Annotated in this window: 21 protein-coding genes; 5 read left to right on the forward strand and 16 right to left on the reverse strand. The window is 72.3% G+C overall.

Annotated elements, in window-relative coordinates; translation table 11 throughout:
- Positions 1-12: 12 nt before the first annotated feature.
- From QPJ90_RS01000 to QPJ90_RS01010, 3 genes are read right to left on the reverse strand one after another with little or no spacing between them, the layout of a single operon-like run.
- Positions 13-960 carry a carbohydrate ABC transporter permease gene (locus QPJ90_RS01000; protein ID WP_290132615.1) on the reverse strand — a complete coding sequence of 316 codons (948 nt, stop codon included), beginning with the start codon at positions 958-960 and terminating at the stop codon, positions 13-15.
- Positions 957-2,009: a sugar ABC transporter permease gene (locus QPJ90_RS01005; protein WP_290132616.1), complete on the reverse strand. Its 1,053-nt coding sequence runs from the start codon at positions 2,007-2,009 to the stop codon at positions 957-959. The genes QPJ90_RS01000 and QPJ90_RS01005 overlap by 4 nt, the downstream gene beginning before the upstream one ends.
- Complete coding sequence (locus QPJ90_RS01010) at positions 2,009-3,367, reverse strand: extracellular solute-binding protein (protein WP_290132617.1); 1,359 nt, start codon at positions 3,365-3,367, stop codon at positions 2,009-2,011. Before QPJ90_RS01010 ends, QPJ90_RS01005 begins: the two co-directional genes overlap by 1 nt.
- Before the next feature lie 212 nt (positions 3,368-3,579).
- Here QPJ90_RS01010 and QPJ90_RS01015 point away from each other — a divergent pair, with 212 nt between their 5' ends.
- Positions 3,580-4,605 carry a LacI family DNA-binding transcriptional regulator gene (locus QPJ90_RS01015; protein WP_290134137.1) on the forward strand — a complete coding sequence of 342 codons (1,026 nt, stop codon included), beginning with the start codon at positions 3,580-3,582 and terminating at the stop codon, positions 4,603-4,605.
- A 57-nt stretch (positions 4,606-4,662) separates the two neighbouring features.
- Positions 4,663-6,093 carry a glucuronate isomerase gene (gene uxaC, locus QPJ90_RS01020; protein WP_290132618.1) on the forward strand — a complete coding sequence of 477 codons (1,431 nt, stop codon included), beginning with the start codon at positions 4,663-4,665 and terminating at the stop codon, positions 6,091-6,093.
- On the opposite strand, the gene QPJ90_RS01025 is transcribed toward uxaC, so the two are convergent.
- From QPJ90_RS01025 to QPJ90_RS01035, 3 genes are read right to left on the reverse strand one after another with little or no spacing between them, the layout of a single operon-like run.
- Positions 6,083-6,667, reverse strand: a complete 585-nt coding sequence (locus tag QPJ90_RS01025; protein WP_290132619.1) for a GNAT family N-acetyltransferase — start codon at positions 6,665-6,667, stop codon at positions 6,083-6,085. The two genes, uxaC and QPJ90_RS01025, sit on opposite strands and share 11 nt — an antisense overlap.
- 2 nt (positions 6,668-6,669) lie before the next feature.
- Complete coding sequence (locus QPJ90_RS01030; protein WP_290132620.1) at positions 6,670-7,347, reverse strand: response regulator transcription factor; 678 nt, start codon at positions 7,345-7,347, stop codon at positions 6,670-6,672.
- A complete protein-coding gene (locus tag QPJ90_RS01035; protein WP_290132621.1) occupies positions 7,337-8,599 on the reverse strand; it encodes a sensor histidine kinase in 1,263 nt (420 codons plus the stop codon). The genes QPJ90_RS01030 and QPJ90_RS01035 overlap by 11 nt, the downstream gene beginning before the upstream one ends.
- Positions 8,600-8,814: 215 nt before the next feature.
- Here QPJ90_RS01035 and QPJ90_RS01040 point away from each other — a divergent pair, with 215 nt between their 5' ends.
- Complete coding sequence (locus tag QPJ90_RS01040) at positions 8,815-9,069, forward strand: SHOCT domain-containing protein (protein WP_290132622.1); 255 nt, start codon at positions 8,815-8,817, stop codon at positions 9,067-9,069.
- On the opposite strand, the gene QPJ90_RS01045 is transcribed toward QPJ90_RS01040, so the two are convergent.
- Positions 9,056-9,595, reverse strand: coding sequence for a gluconokinase (locus tag QPJ90_RS01045; RefSeq protein WP_290132623.1), 540 nt, complete (start codon positions 9,593-9,595; stop codon positions 9,056-9,058). The two genes, QPJ90_RS01040 and QPJ90_RS01045, sit on opposite strands and share 14 nt — an antisense overlap.
- Positions 9,596-9,709: 114 nt before the next feature.
- Between QPJ90_RS01045 and gndA the strand changes: the two genes are divergently transcribed.
- Positions 9,710-11,167 (forward strand): NADP-dependent phosphogluconate dehydrogenase, encoded by a 1,458-nt coding sequence (gene gndA / locus QPJ90_RS01050; protein WP_290132624.1) that lies wholly within the window; start codon positions 9,710-9,712, stop codon positions 11,165-11,167.
- Between the two features lie 111 nt (positions 11,168-11,278).
- Here gndA and QPJ90_RS01055 read toward each other — a convergent pair whose 3' ends face one another.
- Positions 11,279-11,935, reverse strand: a complete 657-nt coding sequence (locus tag QPJ90_RS01055; protein WP_290132625.1) for a hypothetical protein — start codon at positions 11,933-11,935, stop codon at positions 11,279-11,281.
- Positions 11,936-12,099: 164 nt separating this feature from the next.
- Between QPJ90_RS01055 and QPJ90_RS01060 the strand changes: the two genes are divergently transcribed.
- A complete protein-coding gene (locus tag QPJ90_RS01060; protein WP_290132626.1) occupies positions 12,100-13,716 on the forward strand; it encodes a molybdopterin-dependent oxidoreductase in 1,617 nt (538 codons plus the stop codon).
- A 21-nt stretch (positions 13,717-13,737) separates the two neighbouring features.
- Here QPJ90_RS01060 and QPJ90_RS01065 read toward each other — a convergent pair whose 3' ends face one another.
- The 8 genes from QPJ90_RS01065 to QPJ90_RS01100 all read right to left on the reverse strand — a co-directional run bounded on the left by QPJ90_RS01065 (position 13,738) and on the right by QPJ90_RS01100 (position 23,790).
- A complete protein-coding gene (locus QPJ90_RS01065) occupies positions 13,738-14,520 on the reverse strand; it encodes a putative protein N(5)-glutamine methyltransferase (protein ID WP_290132627.1) in 783 nt (260 codons plus the stop codon).
- A 16-nt stretch (positions 14,521-14,536) separates the two neighbouring features.
- On the reverse strand, positions 14,537-15,514 hold the full coding sequence (locus QPJ90_RS01070; RefSeq protein ID WP_290132628.1) for a ribose-phosphate diphosphokinase: 978 nt from the start codon (positions 15,512-15,514) through the stop codon (positions 14,537-14,539).
- Between the two features lie 54 nt (positions 15,515-15,568).
- Positions 15,569-17,002 carry a bifunctional UDP-N-acetylglucosamine diphosphorylase/glucosamine-1-phosphate N-acetyltransferase GlmU gene (gene glmU, locus QPJ90_RS01075; RefSeq protein WP_290132629.1) on the reverse strand — a complete coding sequence of 478 codons (1,434 nt, stop codon included), beginning with the start codon at positions 17,000-17,002 and terminating at the stop codon, positions 15,569-15,571.
- A gap of 199 nt (positions 17,003-17,201) precedes the next feature.
- Positions 17,202-18,575, reverse strand: a complete 1,374-nt coding sequence (locus QPJ90_RS01080) for an MFS transporter (protein WP_290132630.1) — start codon at positions 18,573-18,575, stop codon at positions 17,202-17,204.
- A gap of 206 nt (positions 18,576-18,781) precedes the next feature.
- Positions 18,782-20,221, reverse strand: a complete 1,440-nt coding sequence (locus QPJ90_RS01085; protein WP_290132631.1) for a glycosyltransferase family 39 protein — start codon at positions 20,219-20,221, stop codon at positions 18,782-18,784.
- Between the two features lie 26 nt (positions 20,222-20,247).
- On the reverse strand, positions 20,248-21,291 hold the full coding sequence (locus QPJ90_RS01090; RefSeq protein ID WP_290132632.1) for an NAD(P)-dependent alcohol dehydrogenase: 1,044 nt from the start codon (positions 21,289-21,291) through the stop codon (positions 20,248-20,250).
- Positions 21,288-22,574: an ROK family transcriptional regulator gene (locus tag QPJ90_RS01095; RefSeq protein ID WP_290132633.1), complete on the reverse strand. Its 1,287-nt coding sequence runs from the start codon at positions 22,572-22,574 to the stop codon at positions 21,288-21,290. Before QPJ90_RS01095 ends, QPJ90_RS01090 begins: the two co-directional genes overlap by 4 nt.
- A gap of 166 nt (positions 22,575-22,740) precedes the next feature.
- Positions 22,741-23,790: a sugar phosphate isomerase/epimerase family protein gene (locus tag QPJ90_RS01100; protein WP_290132634.1), complete on the reverse strand. Its 1,050-nt coding sequence runs from the start codon at positions 23,788-23,790 to the stop codon at positions 22,741-22,743.
- Between the last annotated feature and the right edge of the window lie 24 nt (positions 23,791-23,814).

Genomic DNA, 23,814 nt, shown 5'->3' on the forward strand with positions numbered 1-23,814 from the left:
GGAGAACTGTCGCTACTTCACCGAGCCGGCCGTGAGGCCGCCGACCAGGTAGCGCTGGAAGATGAGGTAGAGCGCGACGACCGGCACGGCACAGACGATCGACGCGGCCATCATCTGGCCGTAGATCGGGACGGCGCCGCCCTCCTGGGTGGTGCCGAGCACCTGGAGCACCACCGCGACTGTGCGCGTGTTCGGGGTCGTCATGATCGTGGAGAACAGGACGTCGTTCCAGCCGAGCAGGAACGCGAAGATCGCGGACACGACGATCCCGGGCCACGACAGGGGCAGGACCACGCTGCGGAGGATGCGTCCGCTCGAGGCGCCGTCGATGCGGGCGGCCTCCTCGAGCTCCTTCGGCAGGCCGCGGAGGTACGTCACCATGACCCAGGTCGAGAACGGCAGGGCGAAGGTGAGGTAGGTGACGAAGAGGCCCCAGCGTGTGCCGATGATCTGCACGCCGGTGGCGCTCGCGATGTTCGAGAACACGACGAACACGGGCAGGAGCAGGAGCGTGCCCGGGATCGACTGCAGGGCGAGGAGCCCGCGGAGGATCGTGAGGCGGCCGAGGAACCGGAAACGGACGAGGACGTACGCGGTCGACACGGCGAGCGCCGCACTCGCGACGGCGACCGCCCCGGCCGTGAGGATCGAGTTCACGAGCCCCTGGCCGAGCGCGACCGTCGACCAGATGTTCACGTAGTTCGCCAGCGTGAACTCGGAGGGGAAGTACTCGCCGCGGGCGACCGCGACGTCGGAGTTGACGGAGCCGAACAGGATGTACAGCACCGGGCCGGCGATGAACGCGACGATCACGGCGATGACGACGATGAGCAGCCAGCGCGGCAGGAGCCGGGTGACGTCGGTGTCGTAGGGCCGCTTCGCCGGTCGGCCGTTCCGGGCCGTGATGCTCTCGGTCAGCGTCGCGGTCGGGCGGGTGCGGAAGGTGCTCTGGGTGCTCATGCGCGGGCTCCGTCGATGTCGGCGGCTGCGGCCGGGGTGGCTGCCGCGAGCGTGGTCGGGTCCGCTGCCGCGAGCGTTGCCCGGTCGGCCCGTCGCTGCTTGCGGGTGGGGCCCGCGTCGTCACCGGTGTCGAGCTTGACGGCCCGGAGGTAGACGAACAGCGGGATGGCGACGATCACGAGCGAGCAGATCGCCATGGCCGCGGACAGGCCGAAGCGGAACGACTGGAAGCTCGCGATGTAGGTCAGGACGGGCATCACCTCGACGCTCGACGGCAGCGGGATGCCGAACAGGACGAACGGGAGCGTGAAGTTGTTGATGTTGTGGAGGATCGAGATGATCACCGCCAGCGACAGCGGGCCGCGCAGGTACGGGAAGATGATGTACCGGAGCTTCGCCCACCAGGTCACGCCGTCGAGCGCCGCTGCCTCGTGGACCTCGTTGTCGACGGCCTGCAGTCCGGCGAGGGACAGCAGGTACACGAACGGCCAGCTCGTCCACACCATGACGCCGGCGAGCGCCCAGTACGACGCCGAGCCGTTCAGCCAGAGCACGTCCGTGTGCAGCACCGAGTTCACGACGCCCTGCGGCTGGAGCATGGTCCGGAAGAACGTGCCGACGACGAACGCGGGGAGCACGTACGGGATGAGGTAGACCGAGCGGACGAGCCCGCGGCCGGGGAACCGGTTCTGCGTCGAGATCGCGGCGGCGACCCCGATCGGCACCGTCACGGCGGTGACGAGCACCGACAGCGACACCGAGATCCAGATCGAGTGCAGCAGTGGGGAGGCGGTGAAGGCCTCGGCGAAGTTCGCGAGCCCGATGAAGGGAGCGCTGAACCACTGCCGCAGCGTGTACTGGTCGAGGTCGAGCATCGCGATGTACACGCCGACGAGGAGCGGCACCACGATGACGGCGAGCATGAGGACACCGCCGGGGAGGAGCATCCAGAGGGGACGCTCGCGTTTGTACAGCGGCGTCTTGCCGTGTGGCCGGATCGCTCGGCGTGGGGCGCGCTCGGTCTCCGGCCGGGTCTGCGTGGCGGTCATCACAGCCCTCCGTTCTTCTGGCGGTTCAGGGTGGACTGGGCGTCCCGTTGCGCGGCCTCGAGGCGCGACCGGAGTTGCTCGTCGCTGACCTCGCCGCTCTTGAGCTGCGGGATGGACTGGACGACGACGTCGACGAGAGCGAGCTGGATGTCCGACCAGGCGCCGGTGAAGGCGGTGGGCTTCGAGAGCTTGCCGGCCTGGATGATCGGCGCGAGCTGCGGGTTGTCGGCGGCGAGCTGCGCGGCCGCGTCGGCGTTCGTGGGCAGGTTGCCGAACAGCCGGTAGTACTCGAGCTGGGCCTTCGGCGTGCTGAGCTGCTTGATGAAGTCGAACGACAGGTCCTGCTTCTTGCCGTAGTCGGCGACGACCCAGTTGTCGCCGGACAGGATGCTCGCGGCCTCGATCCCGTCGCTCGGGCGTGACGTCGCACCGGGCGGGACGGTCGGCAGGAGCGCGAACTCGTACTTGCCGTCGACCTTCGTGTCCTTGAACGAGTTGATCGCGGTGGTGGTGGTCATCGGGAAGAACGCGGCCTTGCCGTCGGTGAACTGCGCGAGGGCCTGTGCGTTGTTCCACCCGATGGCGGCCTTGTCGACGACGCCGTCCTTCGTGACCCAGTCGAAGTAGGTGCGGTAGGCGTTCTCGACGGCCTTCGCGTCGATCTCGGCCTTGCCGTCCTTCGACACGATCGTGTTGCCGGCGTTCTGGGCCATGCCCCAGATGAACTTCCACGGGTCGAAGCCGTCGGCGTAGGCGATCGCCATGCCGTGCACGTCGCCGCTGGTCGTCTTCTCCGCGTCAGCGGTCAACTGGTCCCACGTGGTCGGCATCTCGGTGATCCCGGCCTTCGCGAGCAGGTCCTTGTTGACGGCCATCACGAACGGCCGGCTGGCGAGCGGGATGCCGATCTGCTTCGACGAGCTCGGGCCGGAGATGCCGAACGACGCCGGGTCGAACTGGTCCTTGCCGCCGACGGCGTCCCACTGCTCCTTCCCCATCTCGACGAACGCGCCCGTGGCGTAGGCGGTGGGGGTGAACGTGGTGCCGATCGCGTAGACGTCGGGGCCCTGCCCGGAGATGACGCTCGTCTGGATGGCGGTGAGTTCCTCCTGCGCCGAGGAGTACGTCTCCCACTGCACCTTCGCGCCCGTGGTGCGTTGGAACTCGGCGGCGACGTCCTGCTGCCACTGCTTGCGTTCCTTGGGGTAGGTGGTGTCCGCGCCCATCATGACGCGGAGCGTGTTCGGGTCGTCGCCGCTGCCGTTGACGATCGCGCAGCCCTGCAGCGACAGTGCTGCGAGCGCGACGACGGCGGCGGCTCCGGCCACGGAGCGGGCCTTCAGTCTTCGTGTCCTCATGCGGGGGTTTCCTCCTCGAGACCTCCGAGGGCTGCGCTGGACGACCGACCGTCGGCGGCGCTGCCCGGGTCCGTCCACTGTCCCGCTCGTGGCAACATCCGGCAACCGGTTGCCACTTGTTGCCACGAGCGCCTAGCTTCGGCCAGGTGAGCAGGACAGACAGCGGCACCGGCGTCGTCGCCGACGATGCCGAGGCTGGTGTCGGCCGTCGGGTGACGATCCGGGACATCGCCGACGCGACCGGCGTGGCACCGTCGACGGTGTCCCGCGCCCTCTCACTCCCGGACCGCGTGAACCACGTCACGCAGCAGCGGATCCAGCAGGCCGCCCGGGAGCTCGGCTACGTCGCGAACTCGCAGGCGCGGGCGTTGACGTCCGGTCGGACCCGCGCGGTCGCCGTCCTCGTCTCGGACATCACGAACCCGTTCTACTTCGACGTCATCCGTGGGACGCAGCACCAGCTCTCCGCCGCGGGGTGGACGCAGCTGCTCGTCGACACCGAGGAGTCCGCCGACGCCGAGCTCGCCGCCCTCAGCGCGATCGCCACGAAGGCGGACGGCGCGGTGCTCACGGCCTCTCGTCTGTCCGACGCGCAGATCGCCCGGTTCGCCGAACGCACCCCGCTCGTCGTTGTGAACCGCAGGCCCGCAGGCGTGCCCTCCGTCCTCATCGACACCCCGGGCGGCGTCGAGCAGGCCGTGCAGCACCTCGTGAGCCTCGGGCACCGTGACGTCCTCTACGTCGCCGGTCCGGACAGCTCCTGGTCGAACGAACGCCGGTGGCGGGCGCTCGTCCGGGTCGCGAAGCGGCTCGGCGTGCGGGTCGCGCGGATCGGACCGCACGCCCCGTTCGTCGACTCGGGCGCCGCGGCAGCCGACGCCGCGGTCAACGCGGGGGCGACGGCGTGCATCGCGTTCAACGACCTCATCGCGATCGGGATGCTGACGCGACTCCGCGAGCGTGGTGTCCGTGTGCCGGAGGACATGTCGGTCGTGGGGTGCGACGACATCTTCGGCGCCGACTTCTGCAACCCACCGCTCACCACGATGACGTCGCCGATCGAGCGCGCGGGACGGGTGGCGATCCGCATGCTCCTCGGCCGGCTCGGCGCCGCGCCCTCGGCGTCCGGCGACGACCTGCCCGACGGGCACGCCGCCGGGGCCGTCGCCCTGCCCACCCACCTCACCGTCCGCGAGTCCACCGGCCCGGCGCCGACCTCGCCCCACCGTCCGTCCTGAGCTCGCCCCACTTTCCGTCCTGAGCTCGTCCCACCGTCCGTCCTGAAGGAGTCGACGATGACCCGGAACAGCACGACCACGACACCCCTGGCACCGCACCCCGACCGGCTCCTGCCAGCCGACCCGGTGGCCCGGGACATCGCCCGGTCGGTGTACGAAGCGGTGGCCGATGCGCCGATCATCTCCCCGCACGGCCACGTCGACGCGGCACTCATCGCCGACGACGAACCGTTCCCGGACCCGGCGGCGCTCCTCATCACCCCCGACCACTACGTCCTCCGGCTCCTGCACGCCAACAGGGTCCCGCTCGACCAGCTCGGACGGGGCTCCGGGACGCAGGTCGACGGACGCGAGGTCTGGCGGCACCTCGCCGCGCACTGGGACGACTTCCTCGGCACCCCCGTCCGGTACTGGTTCGAGACCGAGCTCCACGACGTCTTCGGCCTGCGCTCGGCGCCGTCCGCCGAGAACGCCGACGAGCAGTACGACCACCTCGCCGCGCTCCTGCGCTCCCCCGAGTTCCGGCCCCGTGCCCTCTTCGACGCCTTCGGCATCGAGGTCCTCGCCACCACCGACGGACCGGACGCCGACCTCGCCGCGCACGCGCGGCTCGCCGCGGACCCCACGTTCCGCGGTCGGGTGCTGCCCACCTTCCGCGCGGACGCCGTGTTCGACCCGTCGCGATCGGACTGGAGGCACGTGGTGACGTCGGTCGGTGAGGCCGCGGGCATCGACACCGGCACCCACGACGGCCTGCTCGCTGCGCTGCGCGCCCGGCGGCAGTACTTCATCGAGCACGGCGCGACGGCCACCGACACCGGGGTGCTCGACGCCGGGTCCGCACCCCTGCCCGCCGCCGAGCGTGAGCGCATCCACGCCGCGGCGATGCGCGGGCCGGACGCCGTCACCGCCGCGGAGGCCACCGCCTACCGACACGACATGCTCTACCGCTGGGCCGAGATGAGCGTCGACGACGGACTCGTCATGCAGTTGCACCCCGGCGTGCTGCGCAACCACCACCAGCCGACGCTCGACCGCTTCGGGCCGGACACCGGTCACGACCTGCCCGCGGTCGGGTCCTTCACCGAGCCGCTCCGGCCACTCCTCAACGACTTCGGGACGGCGCCGGATTTCCACCTCGTGCTCTTCACCGTCGACGAGACGGTGTTCTCCCGCGAGATCGGCCCGCTCGCCGGGTTCTACCCCGCGGTGTACGCCGGGGCGCCCTGGTGGTTCATCGACACCCCGGCGGCGATCGGCCGGTACCGGGCGGCGGTCACCGACTCGGCGTCGTTCACGAAGACCTCCGGTTTCATCGACGACACCCGCGCGTACTGCTCGATCCCGGCGCGGCACGACATGGCGCGGCGGGCGGACGCGGCGTACCTGGCCTCGCTCGTCGTCACGCACCAGCTGTCCGAGGAGGATGCGGTCCGCACGGCGCACCGGATCGTCTCGGACATCCCGCGGGCGACGTTCAAGCTGTGAGCGGGTGCCGTACGAGCACGCGGGGGAACCCGGCGAGCACGGACGTCGTCTCGGCGGCGACCGTGAAGCCCGCGGCCTCGAACAACGAGCGGGTGCCGACGTAGGCCATCGTCAGGTCCACACGTTCGCCGCCGTTGTCGACCGGGTAGCCCTCGAGGACCCGCGCACCGTGGTCGCGAGCGAAGTCGACCGCGCCGGCGAGCAGGACGTGCGCGATGCCCTGCCGGCGGTGTCCCGGTCGGACGCGGAGGCACCACACCGACCAGACGCTCGTGTCGTGCGGGTCGTCGAGGTGGGGGATGCGGCGGTTCGTCGCGAACGACGTGTCGGTTCGTGGGTGCACGCCGGCCCAGCCGACGACGTCGTCCCCGTCGTACGCGAGGACGCCCGGCGGTGGGTCCTCGCCGACCAGCCGCCGGACGCGGTCGCCGCGTGCCGGCCCCGCCAGCGCCCGGTTCTCCGAACCGGGAAGGCGGTAGCTCAGGCACCAGCAGACGTTCGCGTCCGGGCGCTTCGGGCCGACCATGGTCCGGACGTCCTCGAAGGACGTCGCTGGGCGCACCTCGACGGCCATGGTCAGGGTGTCCAGCCGGGTGTGACGAGTCCGGTCTCGTAGGCGAAGACCACCAGCTGCGCACGGTCGCGGGCGCCGAGCTTGATCATCGCCCGCGAGACGTGGGTCTTCGTGGTCATCGGACTGACGAAGAGCCGCTCGGCGATCTCGGCGTTCGAGAGCCCGGCGGCGACGAGTCGCATCACCTCGCGTTCCCGGACGGTGAGGACGTCGAGCTCCGGCGAGAGCGAGGACGGCTTCGCGTGCGTCGCGTACGCCTCGACGAGGGAGCGGGTCGCACGCGGTGACAGCAGGGACTCCCCCAGAGCGACCGTCCGCACGGCGCGGAGCAGTTCGGCGGGCTCGGTGTCCTTGACCAGGAACCCGGCAGCGCCGCCGCGGATGGCCTCGAAGACGTAGTCGTCCTCCTCGAAGGTGGTCAGCACGACGACGTGCACGGCGGCGAGGTCCTGGTCGGCCGAGATGCGTCGGGTCGCGGCGAGGCCGTCGGTCCCGGGCATGCGGATGTCCATGAGCACGACGTCCGGTCGCTCGCGACGCGCGAGTGCGACGGCCTCGTCCCCGTCCCCGGCCTCTCCGACGACGGTCATGCCGGGCTCGGCCTCGACGAGCGCGCGGAGCCCGGCCCGGACGAGGACCTGGTCGTCCACGAGCGCGACGCGCAGCGGTTCAGTGTTCATCGGGGGCCTCCGGTCGTGCGGTCGTCGACGGCAGGCGTGCCTCGACCGACCACCCGCCGTCCGGGTGTGGTCCGGCGCGGAACGCCCCGCCGACAGCTGTCGCACGCTCGCGCATCCCGATCAGGCCGTTCCCCGAGTCACCCATCGGGGCGGTGCGGGACGAGGCTCGGGATCCCGGGTCGAGGGGCTGGTCGGTGACCGCGACGTCGACCGTCTCGACCCCGATCGTCACGGAGATCTCGGCACGGTTCGCGGGAGCGTGCTTCATGACGTTCGTGAGGGCCTCCTGCACGATGCGGAAGGCGCTCCGGTCCACGGTGCCGTCGATGGCGGCGGGGTCCCCGGTGAGGTCGACGTCGACCGCGACACCAGCGGCCCGCGCACGCTCGACGAGGTCCGGGAGACGATCGAGGCCCGGCGTCGGGTTCCGCTCGGACCCGGGTTCGCCGTCGACGCTCCGCAGCACGCCGAGGATCGTCCGCAGCTCGACCAGGGCTTCACGGCTGGTGTCGCGGATGTTCCCGAGGGCCTGCTGCGTCGACTCCGGCAGGTCAGCACCCAGGTGCAGCGCGACCCCGGACTGCAGGTTGATCAGCGACATGCTGTGCGCGACCGAGTCGTGGAGTTCCCGGGCGATCCGCACGCGTTCCTCCCCCGCGCGGCGACGTTCGGCGTCCGTCCGGGCACGGCGACGCTCGGCCACACGTTCGACGCGCACCCGGACCAGCTCGGTCACGACGATGGTCACGACCGCCCACGCGAGCGCCAGCAGCACGGCCGCGGGGTCGATGGCGGGTGAGCGGCCCAGCACGACGTCGGCGGAGGGCAGCCAGAGGACCGCGAGCACGGCGGCGACGACGACCTCGACCCGACGTCCGCGGAACCAGGCGTTCGCGAGTGCCATGGTCACGGCGGCGACGAAGGGGCCCCGTGGGCTGACGACCGCGGCGAACCCGAGCGTGGTCGCCAGGACGAACCAGAGCACGCCCCGCGGACGCCACCAGCGGAACGGCAGGGCGACGACGCCGGCGACGAGGAGCGCCAGCGCCGACGGGCCGAGCTCGACCGGCGCGGCCGCCGTCGCGACGCCGTGTGCGAGCCACGGTGGCCCGACACGACCGCCGCCGGACCACCCCGACGCGACGGCGGTGCCGACCACCTGGAGGATCGCGACGGGCACGACCCGACCGACCCGCGCGAAGCTGGCTCGGCCGCCCGGCCGGATGCCGGGTGCGGAGGTCGTGTCGGTCATGCGTCGAGCCTAGGGTCGGCGGCCCGCTGCGGCATCGGGCGCCAGCAGGACCTGTGGACTACTCCCCCGGGAGTACGAGCCTGTGCAGGAAGGCCCGTCGTACGACCGCGGGAGCAGGCGGAAGTGGGGCTGCGGGGCGGACGCGTGACGGGCCTCCAGGCCGGACGCTGGAACGGTCGCCGACCAGGCGGACCGAACCGACCACAGGAGCAGCCATGATCACCACCGCACTCACCACCGCAGCCGCCGCGACCGGGCCGTACTGGCACGGCGGCGGGTTCCCGTTCTTCGTCTTCCCGGCGTTCTTCTCCCTCGCGTTCCTCGTCGTGTTCCTCGTGTTCGGGGTCTTCCGACGCGGGTCGTGGCGGGCCGTGTCGGACGCGCGGGCAGTCCTCGCCGACCGGTTCGCGCGGGGCGACATCAGCGCCGAGGAGTACCGCGCGCGGCTGTCCGAGCTCAGCCGGAAGTGACCGCGAGGCCCGCGAGGATCGTCCGCACCGTGTCGTCGACGGACCCGTCGATCGGCACGGCGAGGGCGGCTTCGTCGGGCTGCGGCCGTTCCAGCGTCGCGAACTGGGAGTCGAGCAGCGAGGTCGGCATGTACTCGTGGTGCCGGTGCGACTGCCGCTCGGCGATGAGCTCGCGCGAGCCGTCGAGGAACGCGATCACCAGTCCGGGAGCGGAGACGCGGAGACGGTCGCGGTAGGCGCGCTTGAGTGCCGAGTTCGCCATCACCGCGCGGTGCCCGGACGCCTCGATCGCCGCGATGCGGGCCGCGCACGCGTCGAGCCAGGGCCAGCGGTCCTCGTCGGTGAGCGGGGTGCCGGCGCGCATCTTCTCCTTGTTCGCCGCCGGGTGCAGGTCGTCGGCGTCGACGAACTCGGCGGGCTCCCCGCGGTCCGCGAGCGCCGCCGCCACCGCGGCTCCGATGGTGGACTTGCCCGAACCGGACACCCCCATGACGAGGACGGGCGGGAGGACTGCGCTGTCGGTCATCCCTCCACAGTATTGACGGCGGGCGACGTGCTCCCCAAGTTGCCGTAACACCCACCCGGACCCAGGGCGCGCGCCGTAGGTTGGTGGCCGGTACGACAGGACGAAGGAGACCTCGTGGCAGACAACGACGGACAGGCGAACATCGGCGTGATCGGGCTCGCCGTGATGGGTTCGAACCTCGCACGGAACCTCGCATCGCGCGAGGGCAACACGGTGGCGGTGTACAACCGCACGTACGCCCGCACCGAGGAGCTGCTGCAGGAGCACGGCGACGCCGGGTTCATCGCGTCGGAGGACATCGACGGGTTCGTCGCGTCGCTGTCGAAGCCGCGCACCGCGATCATCATGGTGCAGGCCGGCAAGGGCACCGACGCCGTCATCGAGCAGCTCGCGGAGCGGTTCGAGGAGGGCGACATCATCGTAGACGGCGGCAACGCGAACTTCCACGACACGATCCGGCGCGAGCACGACCTCCGCGAGAAGGGCCTCAACTTCGTCGGCACCGGCATCTCCGGTGGTGAAGAGGGCGCCCTCAAGGGTCCGTCGATCATGCCCGGCGGCTCCAAGGAGGCCTGGGAGACGCTCGGGCCCATCCTCAAGTCGATCGCCGCCGTCGCCGAGGGTGAGCCGTGTGTGACCCACATCGGCACCGACGGCGCCGGGCACTTCGTGAAGATGGTGCACAACGGCATCGAGTACGCCGACATGCAGCTCATCGCCGAGTCGTACGACCTGCTCCGCCGCGCCGGCGGGCTCTCCGTCGAGCAGCTCGTGGAGGTCTTCGACGAGTGGAACGGGGGCGACCTCGAGTCGTACCTCATCGAGATCACGGGCGAGGTCCTCAAGCAGCGGGACGCCGACACGGGCAAGCCGCTCGTGGACGTCATCCGTGACGAGGCCGGGTCGAAGGGGACCGGTGTCTGGACCGTGCAGAACGCGGTCGGGCTCGGCATCCCCGTGTCCGGCATCGGTGAGGCGGTGTTCGCCCGGGCGGTGTCGTCGAAGCCGACGCAGCGTGCCGCCGTGCAGCAGTCCGTGAAGAGCCGGCCGTCGATCGCGGAGGTGCCGGACACCTTCGCCGACGACGTCCGCGCCGCGCTCTACGCCTCGAAGGTCGTCGCCTACGCGCAGGGGTTCGACCTCATCATCGCCGGGGCGAAGGAGTACGACTGGGACATCGACCTCGGCAACGTCGCAAAGATCTGGCGCGGTGGCTGCATCATCCGGGCACAGTTCCTCAACCGCATCGTCGAGGCGTACGACAAGAACCCCTCGCTGGAGAGCCTGCTGGTCGACCCGTACTTCGCGGACGCCGTCGCCGAGGGTGAAGCGGCCTGGCGTCGCATCGTCGGGATCGCGGCAGCGTCGGGGATCCCGGCGCCCGGGTTCTCGTCGGCGCTGGCGTACTTCGACTCGCTCGCGTCCGACCGGCTGCCGGCCTCGCTCATCCAGGGGCAGCGGGACTTCTTCGGCGCGCACACCTACCAGCGGGTCGACAAGGACGGCACGTTCCACACGCTGTGGTCCGACGACGACCGCCGCGAGGTCGAACAGGAGCCGTCGACGCACTGAGCGCCCGGCGCTGACCGACCCGCGTCACGAGACCGCACCGACACGAGGGCCCCGCCGGACCGGCGGGGCCCTCGCCACGTCTGGTCGGCGCGACGTCGCCTGCGGTGCTCGCTACGCGACGATGCGTTCGCGAGCGAGGTCGGCGACGAGCCGCTCGAGCCGTGGACCCCGACCGACCATGCGCCGGGAGCCCGGGCCGGAACGGACGAAGAACGTCGCGACGGCCGGGGTGTCGTCCATCCGGACGTGGTGCAGCACGACCGCGGTGCCGCGCGCGCCGGTCGGCGTCCGTTCGTCCTCGAGCCCGACGTGCACCATCCGCGACCACCGGATCACGAGCATCCGGGTCGCCCGGCGCTCGTCGAGCTCCCAGAGCGATGCCTCGGTCGCGCCGAACGCCCACGTCACCCGGTCGCCGAGCGCGAGGCCCGGGCGGAGGTCGGCCACGGAGCGCCGCAGTTCCTCCGTCGGCGCCGCCGGGACGAGCCACACCGTCGGGTCGATGCGGCGGATCGCGAGCGCGAGCGCCTCGTCCTCACGACGGAGCCGCACGCCGCGAGCACGCACGAGGGCGAACAGGATGAGGGCCACACCGACCGCGATGGCGACCGCCTCGGTGATGCCGAACCACACGAGATCGGTGTCCGGCGAGGTGGTGACCACGACGATGCGGACCGCGAGCAGCGCCGCCCAGACCCCGACGATGGTCCATCGCAGGGCCGCGAACTTGCGGGCCGTCGACCACGGCGTGCGCTCATCCCGTCGCACACGACCGGACCGGGGAACGCGGTCGGGTCGCCTCAGCACCCCCTGATCGTCGCACGGATCGCGGTGCGTGTGCTGGCCGTGTCATGAACGTGGACGGTCGGCCGTTCTCCACGGATGCACAGCGTCCAGCGAGCGCGTGGGCGGGACGACCTACGATCTGCGGTGTGTGGAAGACGTGGGCAGCAGTCGTCGGGGTGATCGCCGCCGTCGTGTTCCTCGCTGCGGCCGAGCTCGTGGCGGTGTTCCTCGGCGGCGCGGGCAGCCCGCTCGTCGGGGTGGGCGGAGCCGTGATCGACCTCGCGCCGCGGGGCGCGAAGGACCTGATGGTCACCCTCTTCGGCACCGGGGACAAGGTCGCGCTCTTCGCGCTGATGTTCGTCCTCGTCGTTGCGATCAGCGCCGGAGCCGGTGTGCTCGAACGTCGACGTCCCCCGGGCGGTGCGGTGGTGTTCGCGATCGGCGGTGTCCTGTCGCTCCTCGCCGTCACGACCCGGTCCGGGAGCGGCTCGCTCGACGGGGCCCCCACCGTGGTCGGCGTGGCCGCGGCGATCATCGTGCTCCGGGTGCTGCTCGCCCGGCTCCGCCGGTGGGAGGCGACCGCGGGCGTCCCGACCGCACAGGCACCCGCAGCGGTCACCGCGGAGCCGGCCGGTCGTGCCGCGGAGCCCGACGGGCGCGCTGCAGGACCCGAGGGGCGCGTCGCGGGACCCGAGCGTCGAGCGTTCCTGGTCTGGGGCGTCGCGACCGCGGCGCTCGCGGTCGTGGTGGGCGGTGCCTCCCGGCTGGGGACGGCGACCATGCAGGCAGCGGTCGCCGCGCGCCGGGCGATCCGCCTGCCGAGTCCCGCGACACCGGCCCCGGCCGTGCCGGCCGGAGCGTCCATCGACGTCGAGGGCATCACGCCCGTCATCACCCCGAACGAAGCGTTCTACCGGATCGACACCGCGCTGAGCGTGCCCCAGGTCGACCCGGCGACGTGGAAGCTCCGGATCCACGGCGCGGTCGACCGAGAGGTCGAGGTCACCTGGGACGAACTGCTCGCGCTCCCGCTCGAAGAGCACGTCGCGACCATGAGCTGCGTGTCGAACGAGGTCGGCGGCGACCTCATCGGGACCGCGCGGTGGCTCGGGTACCCGATACGCGAGCTGCTCGCGAAGGCGGGGCCGCACGAGTCCGCGGACATGGTGCTCTCCACGAGCACCGACGGTTTCACCGCGGGGACCCCGCTCGACGTCCTCCAGGACCGCGGGACGGCGGCGCTCCTGGCTGTCGGGATGAACGGTGAGCCGCTGCCGCCCGAGCACGGCTTCCCGGTGCGCATGGTCGTGCCCGGGCTGTTCGGGTACGTCTCCGCGACCAAGTGGGTGACCGACCTCGAGGTCACCCGGTTCGCCGACGCGCAGGGCTACTGGACCCCTCGGGGCTGGTCGGAGCGGGGGCCGGTCAAGCTCGAGTCGCGGATCGACGTCCCTCGCGGCGGCAGCACCGTGCGGTCCGGCTCGACGGTCGCGGTGGCAGGGGTCGCCTGGCACCCGCACACCGGGGTGAAGCGCGTGCAGGTCCGGGTGGACGACGGCGCGTGGCAGGACGCGACGCTCGCCGACTCGATCTCGGCGGACACGTGGCGCCAGTGGGTCTGGAGGTGGACGCCGACGAAGGGCACGCACCGCCTGCAGGTCCGCGCGACGAGTGCGGACGGCGAGGTGCAGACGAGCGTCGAGCGGCCGCCGGCACCGAACGGGGCGACGGGGTGGCACGAGGTGACGGTCACCGCGTCCTGAGCGCGGGCGGTCGCAGCCGCCTCAGTCCTGCCGCAGCGTCGCGACCACACACGTCCCGTCGACCGTGTCGTCGTGGACGACCTCGGCCGCGAACCCGTTGGCGTCGAACGTCCGCGCAGACGCGGATGCCTGAGACTCCGACACCTCGATGACGACGGCACCGCCCGGTCGGAGCCACGCTCCCGCACCCGCGGCGATCCGTCGATGGAGATCGAGCCCGTCCGGACCGCCGTCGAGGGCCACCCGGTGCTCGTGGTCGCGAGCCTCGGTCGGCATCGTCGCGACGGCGTCGGTCGGCACGTACGGCGCATTGACGGCGATGACGTCGACGGTTCCGCGGAGACGCTCGGGCAGGGCGTCGAACAGGTCCCCCGCGACGACGATGCCGCGATCGCCGATGTTCTCCGCCGCCACGTCGACCGCGTCCGGGTCGATGTCGGACGCCACGAGGTCGAGCGCACCGACCCGCCCGAGCAGTGCGACGGCGATCGCACCCGCCCCGCAGCAGAGGTCGACGACGCGGTCGTACCGGTGCAGTCGTCGAGCCGCCTCGGCCACGACGACGGCGGTCCGGGCACGGGGCACGAACACGCCGCTCGTCACGCGCACACGGTGCCCGTCGAACGCCGCCCACCCGAGGACGTACTCGAGCGGTTCGCCGCCGAGCCGCCGCTGCACGAGACCGCGGAGCCGGACGGGGTCACCGTCCCCGGCGGCGAGGAGCAGATCTGCTTCGTCCTCCGCGTAGACGCTGCCGCCGCCGCGGAGGCGGGCAGCGAGGGCGTCCCGGGCTGCCGAACTCACCGGAGTGCGGTGCAGGTCAGGCCGCGCCGTCGAACATCGACGTCACGGAGCCGTCGTCGAAGACCTCGTGGATGGCGCGGGCGATGAGCGGGGCGATCGGCAGGACCTCGAGGCGGTCCCAGCGCTTCTCCTCCGGCAGCGGGAGCGTGTCGGTGACGACGACCCGGTCAATGAACTCGCTCTGCAGGAGTTCGGTGGCCGGGTCGGAGAACACGGCGTGCGTCGCGGCGACGACGACACCGGTGGCACCGTTCGCCTTGAGCGCCTCGGCGGCCTTGGCGATCGTGCGGCCCGTGTCGATGAGGTCGTCGACGAGCAGGCAGACGCGCCCCTTCACGTCGCCGACGATCTCGTGCACGGACACCTGGTTCGGCACCAGCGGGTCGCGACGCTTGTGGATGATCGCCAGCGGTGCGCCGAGCTTCTCCGACCAGATGTCGGCCACCCGCACGCGGCCCATGTCCGGCGACACGACGGTGAGCGTCGACGGGTCGAGGATCTCCTGGAAGCGCTCGAGCAGCACGGGCATCGCGAAGAGGTGGTCGACCGGGCCGTCGAAGAAGCCCTGGATCTGCGCGGCGTGCAGGTCGACGCTCATGATCCGGTGCGCGCCCGCGGCCTTGAAGAGGTCGGCGACGAGTCGGGCCGAGATCGGCTCGCGACCACGGCCCTTCTTGTCCTGACGGGCGTACGGGTAGAACGGCGCGACGACGGTGATGCGCTTCGCGGAGGCACGCTTCAGGGCGTCGACGATGATGAGCTGCTCCATGAGCCACTCGTTGATCGGCGCCGTGTGCGACTGGATCACGAACGCGTCGCAGCCGCGCACCGACTCGTCGAACCGCGCGTAGAGCTCACCGTTCGCGAACGTGCGAGCGTCGGTCGGGACGAGGTCGACACCGAGCTCCTCCGCGATCTCCGCCGACAGCGTGGGGTGTGCCCGGCCCGAGACGAGGACGAGTCGCTTCTGACCAGTGGCTTTGATTCCGGACAAGTGCCGTGCTCACTCCCTGACCCCGAGGGGCCGTGTCGATCGACCCGGAGGCCGTCAGATCTGTTCGCCGCGCGCGCGCCGAGCCGCCTCGGCCGCCGGCGTTCCGGGTCGGTGTTCCTCGACCCAGCCGTCGGTGTTGCGCTGTGGGGCGTAGCTGATCGCCAGCGACCCGGCAGGGACGTCCTTGCGGACGGTGGTCCCGGCGCCGGTGTACGCTCCGTCACCAATCCTAACCGGGGCGACGAACACGTTGTGCGACCCGGTGCGGACGTTCGACCCGACCTCGGTCCGGTGCTTCGCGACGCCGTCGTAGTTCGCGGTGATCGTGTTCGCGCCGATGTTCGAGTCCTCGCCCACCTCGGCGTCGCCGATGTACGACAGGTGCGGGACCTTGCTGCCCCGGCCGATGACCGCGTTCTTCGTCTCGACGAAGGTGCCGATCTTGCCCTGGTCGCCGAGGATCGTCCCCGGACGCAGGTACGCGAACGGTCCGACGGAGGCTCCCGCACCGATCACGGCGAGGGTCGCGTCGACCCGGTTCACGGTCGCGCCCGCGCCGACCTCGGTGTCACGGAGCGTGGTGTCCGGTCCGACGACGGCTCCGGACGCGACGGCGGTGGCCCCCACGAGCTGCGTGCCCGGCAGGACCTCGGCGTCCGGCTCGATCGTGACGTCGAGGTCGATCCACGTCGTCGCCGGGTCCTGCACGGTGACACCGGCGACCTGGTGACGACGGACGATCCGGGCGTTCAGCTCGCGGGCGGCGTCGGACAGCTGCGCGCGGTCGTTGATGCCGGCGACGAGCCACGGGTCGGTGAGCGTGACGACGTCGATGCGCCCGCCCCGCTCGCCGATGAGCGCGGGCGCGTCGGTGATGTACTTCTCGCCCTGCGCGTTCGCCGTGGTGAGCGCGGGCAGGACCGCGCGGAGGTGGGTGACGTCGAACGCGTAGATGCCCGCGTTCGCCTCGGTGATCGTCAGCTGCTCGGCCGTCGCGTCCTTGTGCTCGACGACCCCGACGAACGCGCCGTCGGCGTCGCGGACGATGCGGCCGAGTCCGGTGGGGTCCGGGGCGATCGCGCTCACGAAGGTGGCGCCGTTGCCGCCGCCGACGTGGGCGTCGACGAGGGACCGGAGGGACACGGCGTCGAGCAGCGGCACGTCGCCCGAGAGCACCACGACGGCACCGTCGAAGTCGTCGGGGAGCGCCTGCACCGCGACCTCCACGGCGCGGCCGGTGCCGGGGACGTCGTCCTGGTCGACCACGAGGGCGCCCGGCGCACGCTCGACGACCTCGGCGGCGACGCGGTCCCGCTCGTGACGGACCACGACGGCGACGTGCTCGGGCTCGAGCGACGACGCGGTGCGGAGCACGTGCGCGATGAGCGGCAGTCCGGCGAGGCGGTGCAGCACCTTCGGCGTGGCGGACTTCATGCGGGTGCCCTGGCCTGCGGCGAGGACGACGACGGCGATGCGCTGGTCGGTCATGCCCCCATCCTGGCGCACGTCGGCTCGGCGGGTGGCCCGGACCGCTGTGTCGAGCGAACCGTGCGCGGTGCCGCACGACGCGATCAGCGGCCGGCGGTGCCGCACCACGCGATCAGCGGCCGGCGGTGCCGCACCACGCGATCAGCGGCCGGCGGTGCCGCACCACGCGATCAACGGCCGGCGGTACCGCACCACGCGATCAGCGGCCGGCGGGCTCCGCACGCACGAACGCCATGCACACGAGCCCCGCGACGAGCACCACCACGATGCCGAGGATCCCGTACCGCGTCGATCCCCCGATCGTCACCGCGAGCGCGAACAGCGTCGGGGCGAGGAACGTCGCCGCGCGCCCGGTGGTGGCGTACAGCCCGAAGAGCTCGCCCTCGCGGCCCGGGGTCGCGAGCCGCGCGAGGTAGGCCCTGGAGGACGCCTGCACCGGCCCGACGAAGAGCGCCAGGGTGAGGCCGAGCACCCAGAACAGCGCGGACGAGGTGCCGGCGGCGAGCACCCCGAGCCCGCAGAGCGCGAGGCCGACGAGCGAGACCATGATGAGCGCCCGGGAGCCGAACCGGTCGTCGAGCCGACCGGAGGCGTACGTCGCGACCCCCGCGACGACGTTGGCGGCGATCGCGAACAGGATCACCTGCGACGGCGTGAAGCCGAACACCTGCGCGGCGATGATCCCGCCGAAGGTGAACACCGCGCCGACGCCGTCCCGGAACACGGCGCTCGCGACGAGGAACCCGAGGACGTTGCGGCGCTCCCGCCACAGCCGCGCGACGTCGCGTGCGAGGTCCCGGTACGCGGCGAAGACGTTGCCGCCGCGGGACCGGTCGGCGGCGGCCTCGGGCACGACGAGGAAGAGCGGTACCGAGCTCACGGCGAGCCACACGGCGGCGATGCAGATCGCGACGCGGACGTCCCACTGCCCGGTGGCTACGGTGGCCGGCAGCTGCAGGAGCCCCGCGACGTCGCCGCGTCCGAAGTCCTGGATGCAGAGGACGAGCAGGACGACGAGGAGCACGATGCCACCGAAGTAGCCCGCGGCCCAGCCGATCGCCGACACCCGACCCGTGCGGTCCGCGGGTGCGACCTGTCCGAGCATCGCGTTGTAACCGACGCTGGCGATCTCGTACGCGACGGTGCCGATGCCGAGCAGTGCGGCGCCGAGGTACAGGTACGGCTGGCTCGGGGCGACGAACACCATGCCGCCGATGGACAGCGCGATCCCGATCGTCGCGATGAGGACGGACCGTCGACGGTGTCCGGTGCTGTCCGCGAGCCGGCCGACCGCGGGCGCGACGAGGGCGACGACGAGCCCGGCGATCGCGAGCGTCGTCGAGACCACGGCCGCGTTGTGCGCGAGCTCGCGCTCCACGGCTGCCTTCCCGGCAGCCGAGGTGTCGGCCACCAGCGCCGGGTCGACGAACGCCCGGCTCGCGAGGTACGTGCTGAAGACGAAGGTGGTCACGACCGCGTTGAACGCCGCGGACCCCCAGTCCCAGAGCGCCCACGAGACGAGCGCGCGGCGATCGGTGCGCTGCGGTGGCACGGCGGTGGGCGACACGGTCATGGCCGAACCGTAGCGCGTCCCGGTGTCGCGCGGGTGGTCCCCGACGAGGGGGCACCGCCGGTCGCCCGGCTGGTGCGGAGGGACGGAGTGGAGGCTCGTGGCGGCGCCGCCACGCGCCTCCAGGCCGTCACCGGGTCGCGCCGGGCGCGGGGCGCGACGCCGACCGTCGGCCCGCCGGACGCACGCGCGGTCCGCGCGACCCCGTCTCAGCCGACGGAGAGCGACCCGCCGGACTCCCGCACGCGGCCGTCCTTCGGCACGTACACCCGGAGCCCGTCGAGCGACGTCGTCGTGAAGGCCGAGCGGTCCTCGCGGAGGAGCCGCGTCACGGCGCCGGGCGCGGGCAACCGCTGGTCGTTGCCGACCACGATCGCGACGTACGGCCCGCGGTCGAGGCGGTTCGAGCCGAGGTCCCCGACGTACGGGCGGAAGAGCGTCGGCGTCGCGGCGACGAAGAGGATCGGCCCGTCCGGCACGCCCTCGCGGTCGAGGTACCCGGGCAGCAGGGCGATCCCGGTCGGGTGCGCACGGACCACCGCCTGGCTGAGCCGGACCGACGGCACCACGAGGGCGACGACGAGCACGAGGACCACGGGCACCGTCAGCCACCGCGGCGGGACGGTGGCGAGGCGCGCGAGACCGATCGCGGCGAGCACCAGGAGGAAGGGCATCCAGGCCGTGTAGTACGTGGGGAGTGCGATCTTCGCGACGACGACGTAGAACCCGGCGATGAGCAGGAACGCGACGCCGATGTACGCCACGAGTCGATCGAACCGGACGATGAGGGCGGCGAGGACCCCGACGACGATCACGAGCAGCAGGACCTTCCCGGTGCCGTTCGCCATGAACTGCAGGCTCGCCCACCACGGCGCGAAGGTGTAGATCTTCCCGTCGATGGTGATGGGGTGCCCGTTGGTGTTCTGGCCCTCCTGGAAGGTCACCATGTAGGTGATCGCGGACCGGATGCCCATCGGCACGTAGAGCGCCACGAACGTGATCGCGAACGCCGCGGCCCAGAGCGCCCCGCCGACGAGTCCCTTCCGGACGGCACGGAACAGGAACGGCAGCAGCAGGAACGCGGGCAGCAGGACCACCGTCGACACCTTCGACGTGACCGAGACGGCCATGAGCACGCCGGACACCGGCGCCGCCCACCAGGCCCGCTCGCTGCGGATCCACCACCAGGCGGCGACGATCGCGAACACCGCGAACGCCGTCATCACCGGGTCGAGGAGCGCCAGCCGGTCGACGCGGGGCCCGGCGCCGCCGCGCGGGGTGAGCCACCACAGTGCCGCCGCGAGCAGGCCGCCCCACCAACCGACCTCACGGCGGAGCCAGACGAACAGCACGACGCCGACCGCGAGGGTCAGCAGGCCGACGAGGACCCGCGGTCCGGTCGGCCCCTGCCCGGCGACGAACTGCGCCAGCCCGAAGAGGTACTTGGCGGTCGGCGGGTGCTCGCGGTTGCCGGTGAAGTCACCGTGCACGTACTGCCAGCCGGCGCGGACGTAGATGTCCTCGTCGCCCGTGACGTTCGGGCCGCCGAGGTTCCACAGGCACTGGAAGAGCGCCCACAGGCCGACGACGACGAGGGCGCCGATGCGGACGCGGACGTCGTCGGCGAGGGCGAGGACTCGGGACGGCACCAGACGAACCTAGCCGAGCGCGGTGTTCAGGCGGGGACGCCGCCCGGGTGCACGACCGACTTGAGCGACGCCGGGTCGGTGTCGCTCTCCAGCGCCTCGCGGACGTCGTCGAGGCCGTAGCGCCCGGTGACGAGCGCATCGAGGTCGACCTGCCCGGACGCCACCAGCCCGATCGCGACCGGCCAGGTGTTCGTGTAGCGGAAGATCCCGGTGACGGTGACCTCGAGGTTCTGGATGTGCTCGACGGGCAGCGTCATCTCGGAGTTGCCGAGCCCGACGAGGACCGCGGCGCCGGCGGGTCCGACCGCCTTGATGCCGTCGGAGACCGCGCGGGGCGCACCGCTCGCGTCGATGAAGGCGTCGACCGGCACGATGTCCGCGGTGACGTCGACCGCGGTCGGGTCGACGACCTCCGTCGCGCCGAACGACAGGGCTCGCTCACGACGCTCGGCGACGAGGTCGCTCACGACGATGCGCGTCGCGCCGAAGGCCCGGGCGACTTGCGCGCAGATCACGCCGATCGGACCGGCACCGGCGATGAGCACCGACGAGCCGGGGACGATGCCGGCCTTGCGGGCCGCGGCGATCCCGACCGACAGGGGTTCGAGGAGCGCGCCGGCCTCGAACGAGACCGTGTCGGGCAGGGTGTGTGCGAACACCGACTCGATCGTGACGTACTCCGTGAAGGCGCCGTCGACCGGCGGCGTCGCGTAGAACCGCATGTTCGGGCAGAGGTTGTACCGCCCGGCGAGGCACTGCGCGCACCGGTGGCACGGCCGCTGCGGTTCGACCGCGACGCGCTCGCCGACGCGGGAGGCGTCGACGCCCTCGCCCACGGCGACGATCGTGCCGGACAGCTCGTGACCGAGGACGAGGGGCTCCTCGACCACGAAGTCGCCGATGCGTCCGTGTCGGTAGTAGTGGACGTCCGAGCCGCAGACGCCGACCGCCGCGACACGGACGAGCACGTCGCCGGGCTCCGGTGTCGGGACGGGGCGCTCCTCGACGGTGAGGTCCTGGGTGCCGAGGAGCACGCTCGTGCGCTGGTGCTCCGGGAGCTGCGTGGTCATGCGGGTCTCGCTTCCTCGACCGCTGCGTCGCGGTCGGTCCGGGGGTCGTGCGTGCTGGGGGCGGGGCTGGTTCCCGGGACGGCGGCCGTGCCGGTCCGCGCCACCGCGGCCGGGTCCCGCAGGAGGTCCCGGAAGCCGACCTCGGCCGCGCCGCGGGTCAGGACGTCGTCACCGAGGGCCGCGGGGACGATGCGGAGCCGATCGGCGGTGCCGGGCATCGACTGCGCCCGGACGGCGTCGAGGATCCGGTCGCCGACGTGCGCGAGGAGCACTCCGAGGAACCCGCCGAGCACGACGACCTCGGGGTTGACGGTGTGGATCGCGTTGCGCAGGGCGGTCGCGAGCGCGGACACCTGGCGGTCGACGACGGCCTCGAGCTCCGGTCGGCCCTCGGCGAGCGCCGCGGCGAGGCCACGGAGGTCGTCCGGTGCCGTGCCGGCCGCGGTCGTGAGGGCCTCGCGGGAGGCCTCGGTCTCGAGGCACCCGACCGCGCCGCAGTGGCAGCGGATGCCGTTGGCCGCGACGAAGGTGTGGCCGAGCTCGCCGGCGTACCCGTCGGCGCCGCTCAGGGGCCGGGCGGCGGCGATGACGCCGCCACCGATGCCGCTCGCACCACCGTTGAGGTACACGAGGTCGTCGACGCCGCGACCGCTCCCGGCGAGTCGTTCCGCCCACGCGCCCAGGTTGGCGTCGTTCGCGACGGCCACCGGGAGGCCGGTGCGGGTGGCCAGGGGTCCGGCGACGGGTTCGTCGCGCCAGCCGAGGTGCGGGGCGTACTGGACGGTGCCGTCCTCGACCCGGACGGTGCCCGGGACGGCGACACCGATGCCGACGACGCGGACCGTGGGCACGCGGGCGCCCGCTCCGGCCGCGCGCTCGCCCGCTCCGGCCGTCAGTTCCTCGAGCAGCGCCGCGATCGTGTCGACGGCCTCCGCCCCGGTCGGCGGGCGGTCCTGCGGGGCGGTGCGGTGGTGGCGGACGGAGCCGTCGAGGCCGACGAGTGCGACCGTGACGGCGTCGATCTCGACCACGGCCGCCGCGGCCACGACGTCCGCCGAGGCCCGCACAACCGGACTCGGTCGACCGACCCCGGTGCCGCGGAGACCGGCGGGCGGGGCCTCCTCGTGCACGAGGCCGAGGTCGACGAGCTCGCCGACGAGCGCGAGGGTCGTCGAGCGGTTCAGCCCCGTGCGCCGGGTGAGTTCGGCGCGGCTGATCGGGCCCTCCTCGTGCACGAGTCGGAGGACGCGCGCGGCGTTGCCGGGCGCGGTCTGCGGTGCCATGCGGTCCTCCTTCGTGGTGGTGGTGGTGGTGAGCGGTGCCGAGTCTCGGCTCAGCGGACGGTTTCGCGGCACCGAGACCGCGAAACTGTCCGCCCGGCCGAGTCTCGGGCTGGGCGGCGCCGGCGCGGCGCGGCCGCGGCGGGCCGCGGCGCGACGCGCGCGCCGCTCAGCGCGAGCGCGAGAACGCGGCGTCGAACGCGGCGTCCGGCGGGGCGATCGTCCCGAGCTGCCGCACGAACGCGAGCGCCTCGGGGCCGCCGACGAGCCGGTCCATGCCGGCGTCCTCCCACTCGACGCTGGTCGGCCCGTCGTACCCGATGTGGTTCAGCACGCGGAACACCCGCTCCCACGGCACGTCCCCGTGGCCGGCGGTGACGAAGTCCCAGCCGCGCCGGGGGTCGCCCCACGGCAGGTGCGACGACAGGCGTCCGTTGCGCCCGTCGAGCTGCTTCACCGACTCCTTGCAGTGCACGTGGTACACCCGGTCGGCGAAGTCGAGCAGGAACGCGGCGGGGTCGAGGTCCTGCCACACGAAGTGCGACGGGTCGAAGTTGAAACCGAACGCCGGCCGGTCCGCGAAGACGTCGAGGGTCCGACGAGCCGTCCAGTAGTCGTAGGCGATCTCGGACGGGTGCACCTCGAGGGCGAACCGCACGCCGACCTCCTCGAACACGTCGAGGATCGGCGACCAGCGGTCGTGGAAGTCCTGGTAGCCGGCGTCGATCATGCCCGGCGGCACGGGCGGGAACCCGGCGACGGTCTTCCAGATCGACGAGCCCGAGAACCCGGTGACCGTGCGGACACCGAGGGCAGCGGCGGCACGGGCCGTCCACTGCAGCTCCTCGGCGGCCCGCTGCCGGACACCCTCGGGGTCGCCGTCGCCCCACACGTGCTCCGGCACGATGTCCTGGTGCCGCTGGTCGATCGGGTCGTCGCAGACGGCCTGCCCGACAAGGTGGTTCGCGATCGTCCAGACCTGGAGGCCGTTGCGCTCCAGGATCGCCTTGCGGTCCGCCACGTAGTCCGGGTCCGTCGCTGCGCGCCGGACGTCGAGGTGGTCACCCCAGCAGGCGATCTCCAGTCCGTCGTAGCCCCACTCGCCGGCGAGGCGCGCCACCTCCTCGAAGGGCAGGTCGGCCCACTGGCCGGTGAACAGGGTGACCGGCCTGGAGGCGCGGCTCGTCCCCGTCTCGTCGGTTCCGTCCGTCGTCGTCATCGTCGTCGTCCTTCCTCGCCTGTC

Source organism: Curtobacterium sp. 458, assembly GCF_030406605.1.
Lineage (GTDB): Bacteria > Actinomycetota > Actinomycetes > Actinomycetales > Microbacteriaceae > Curtobacterium.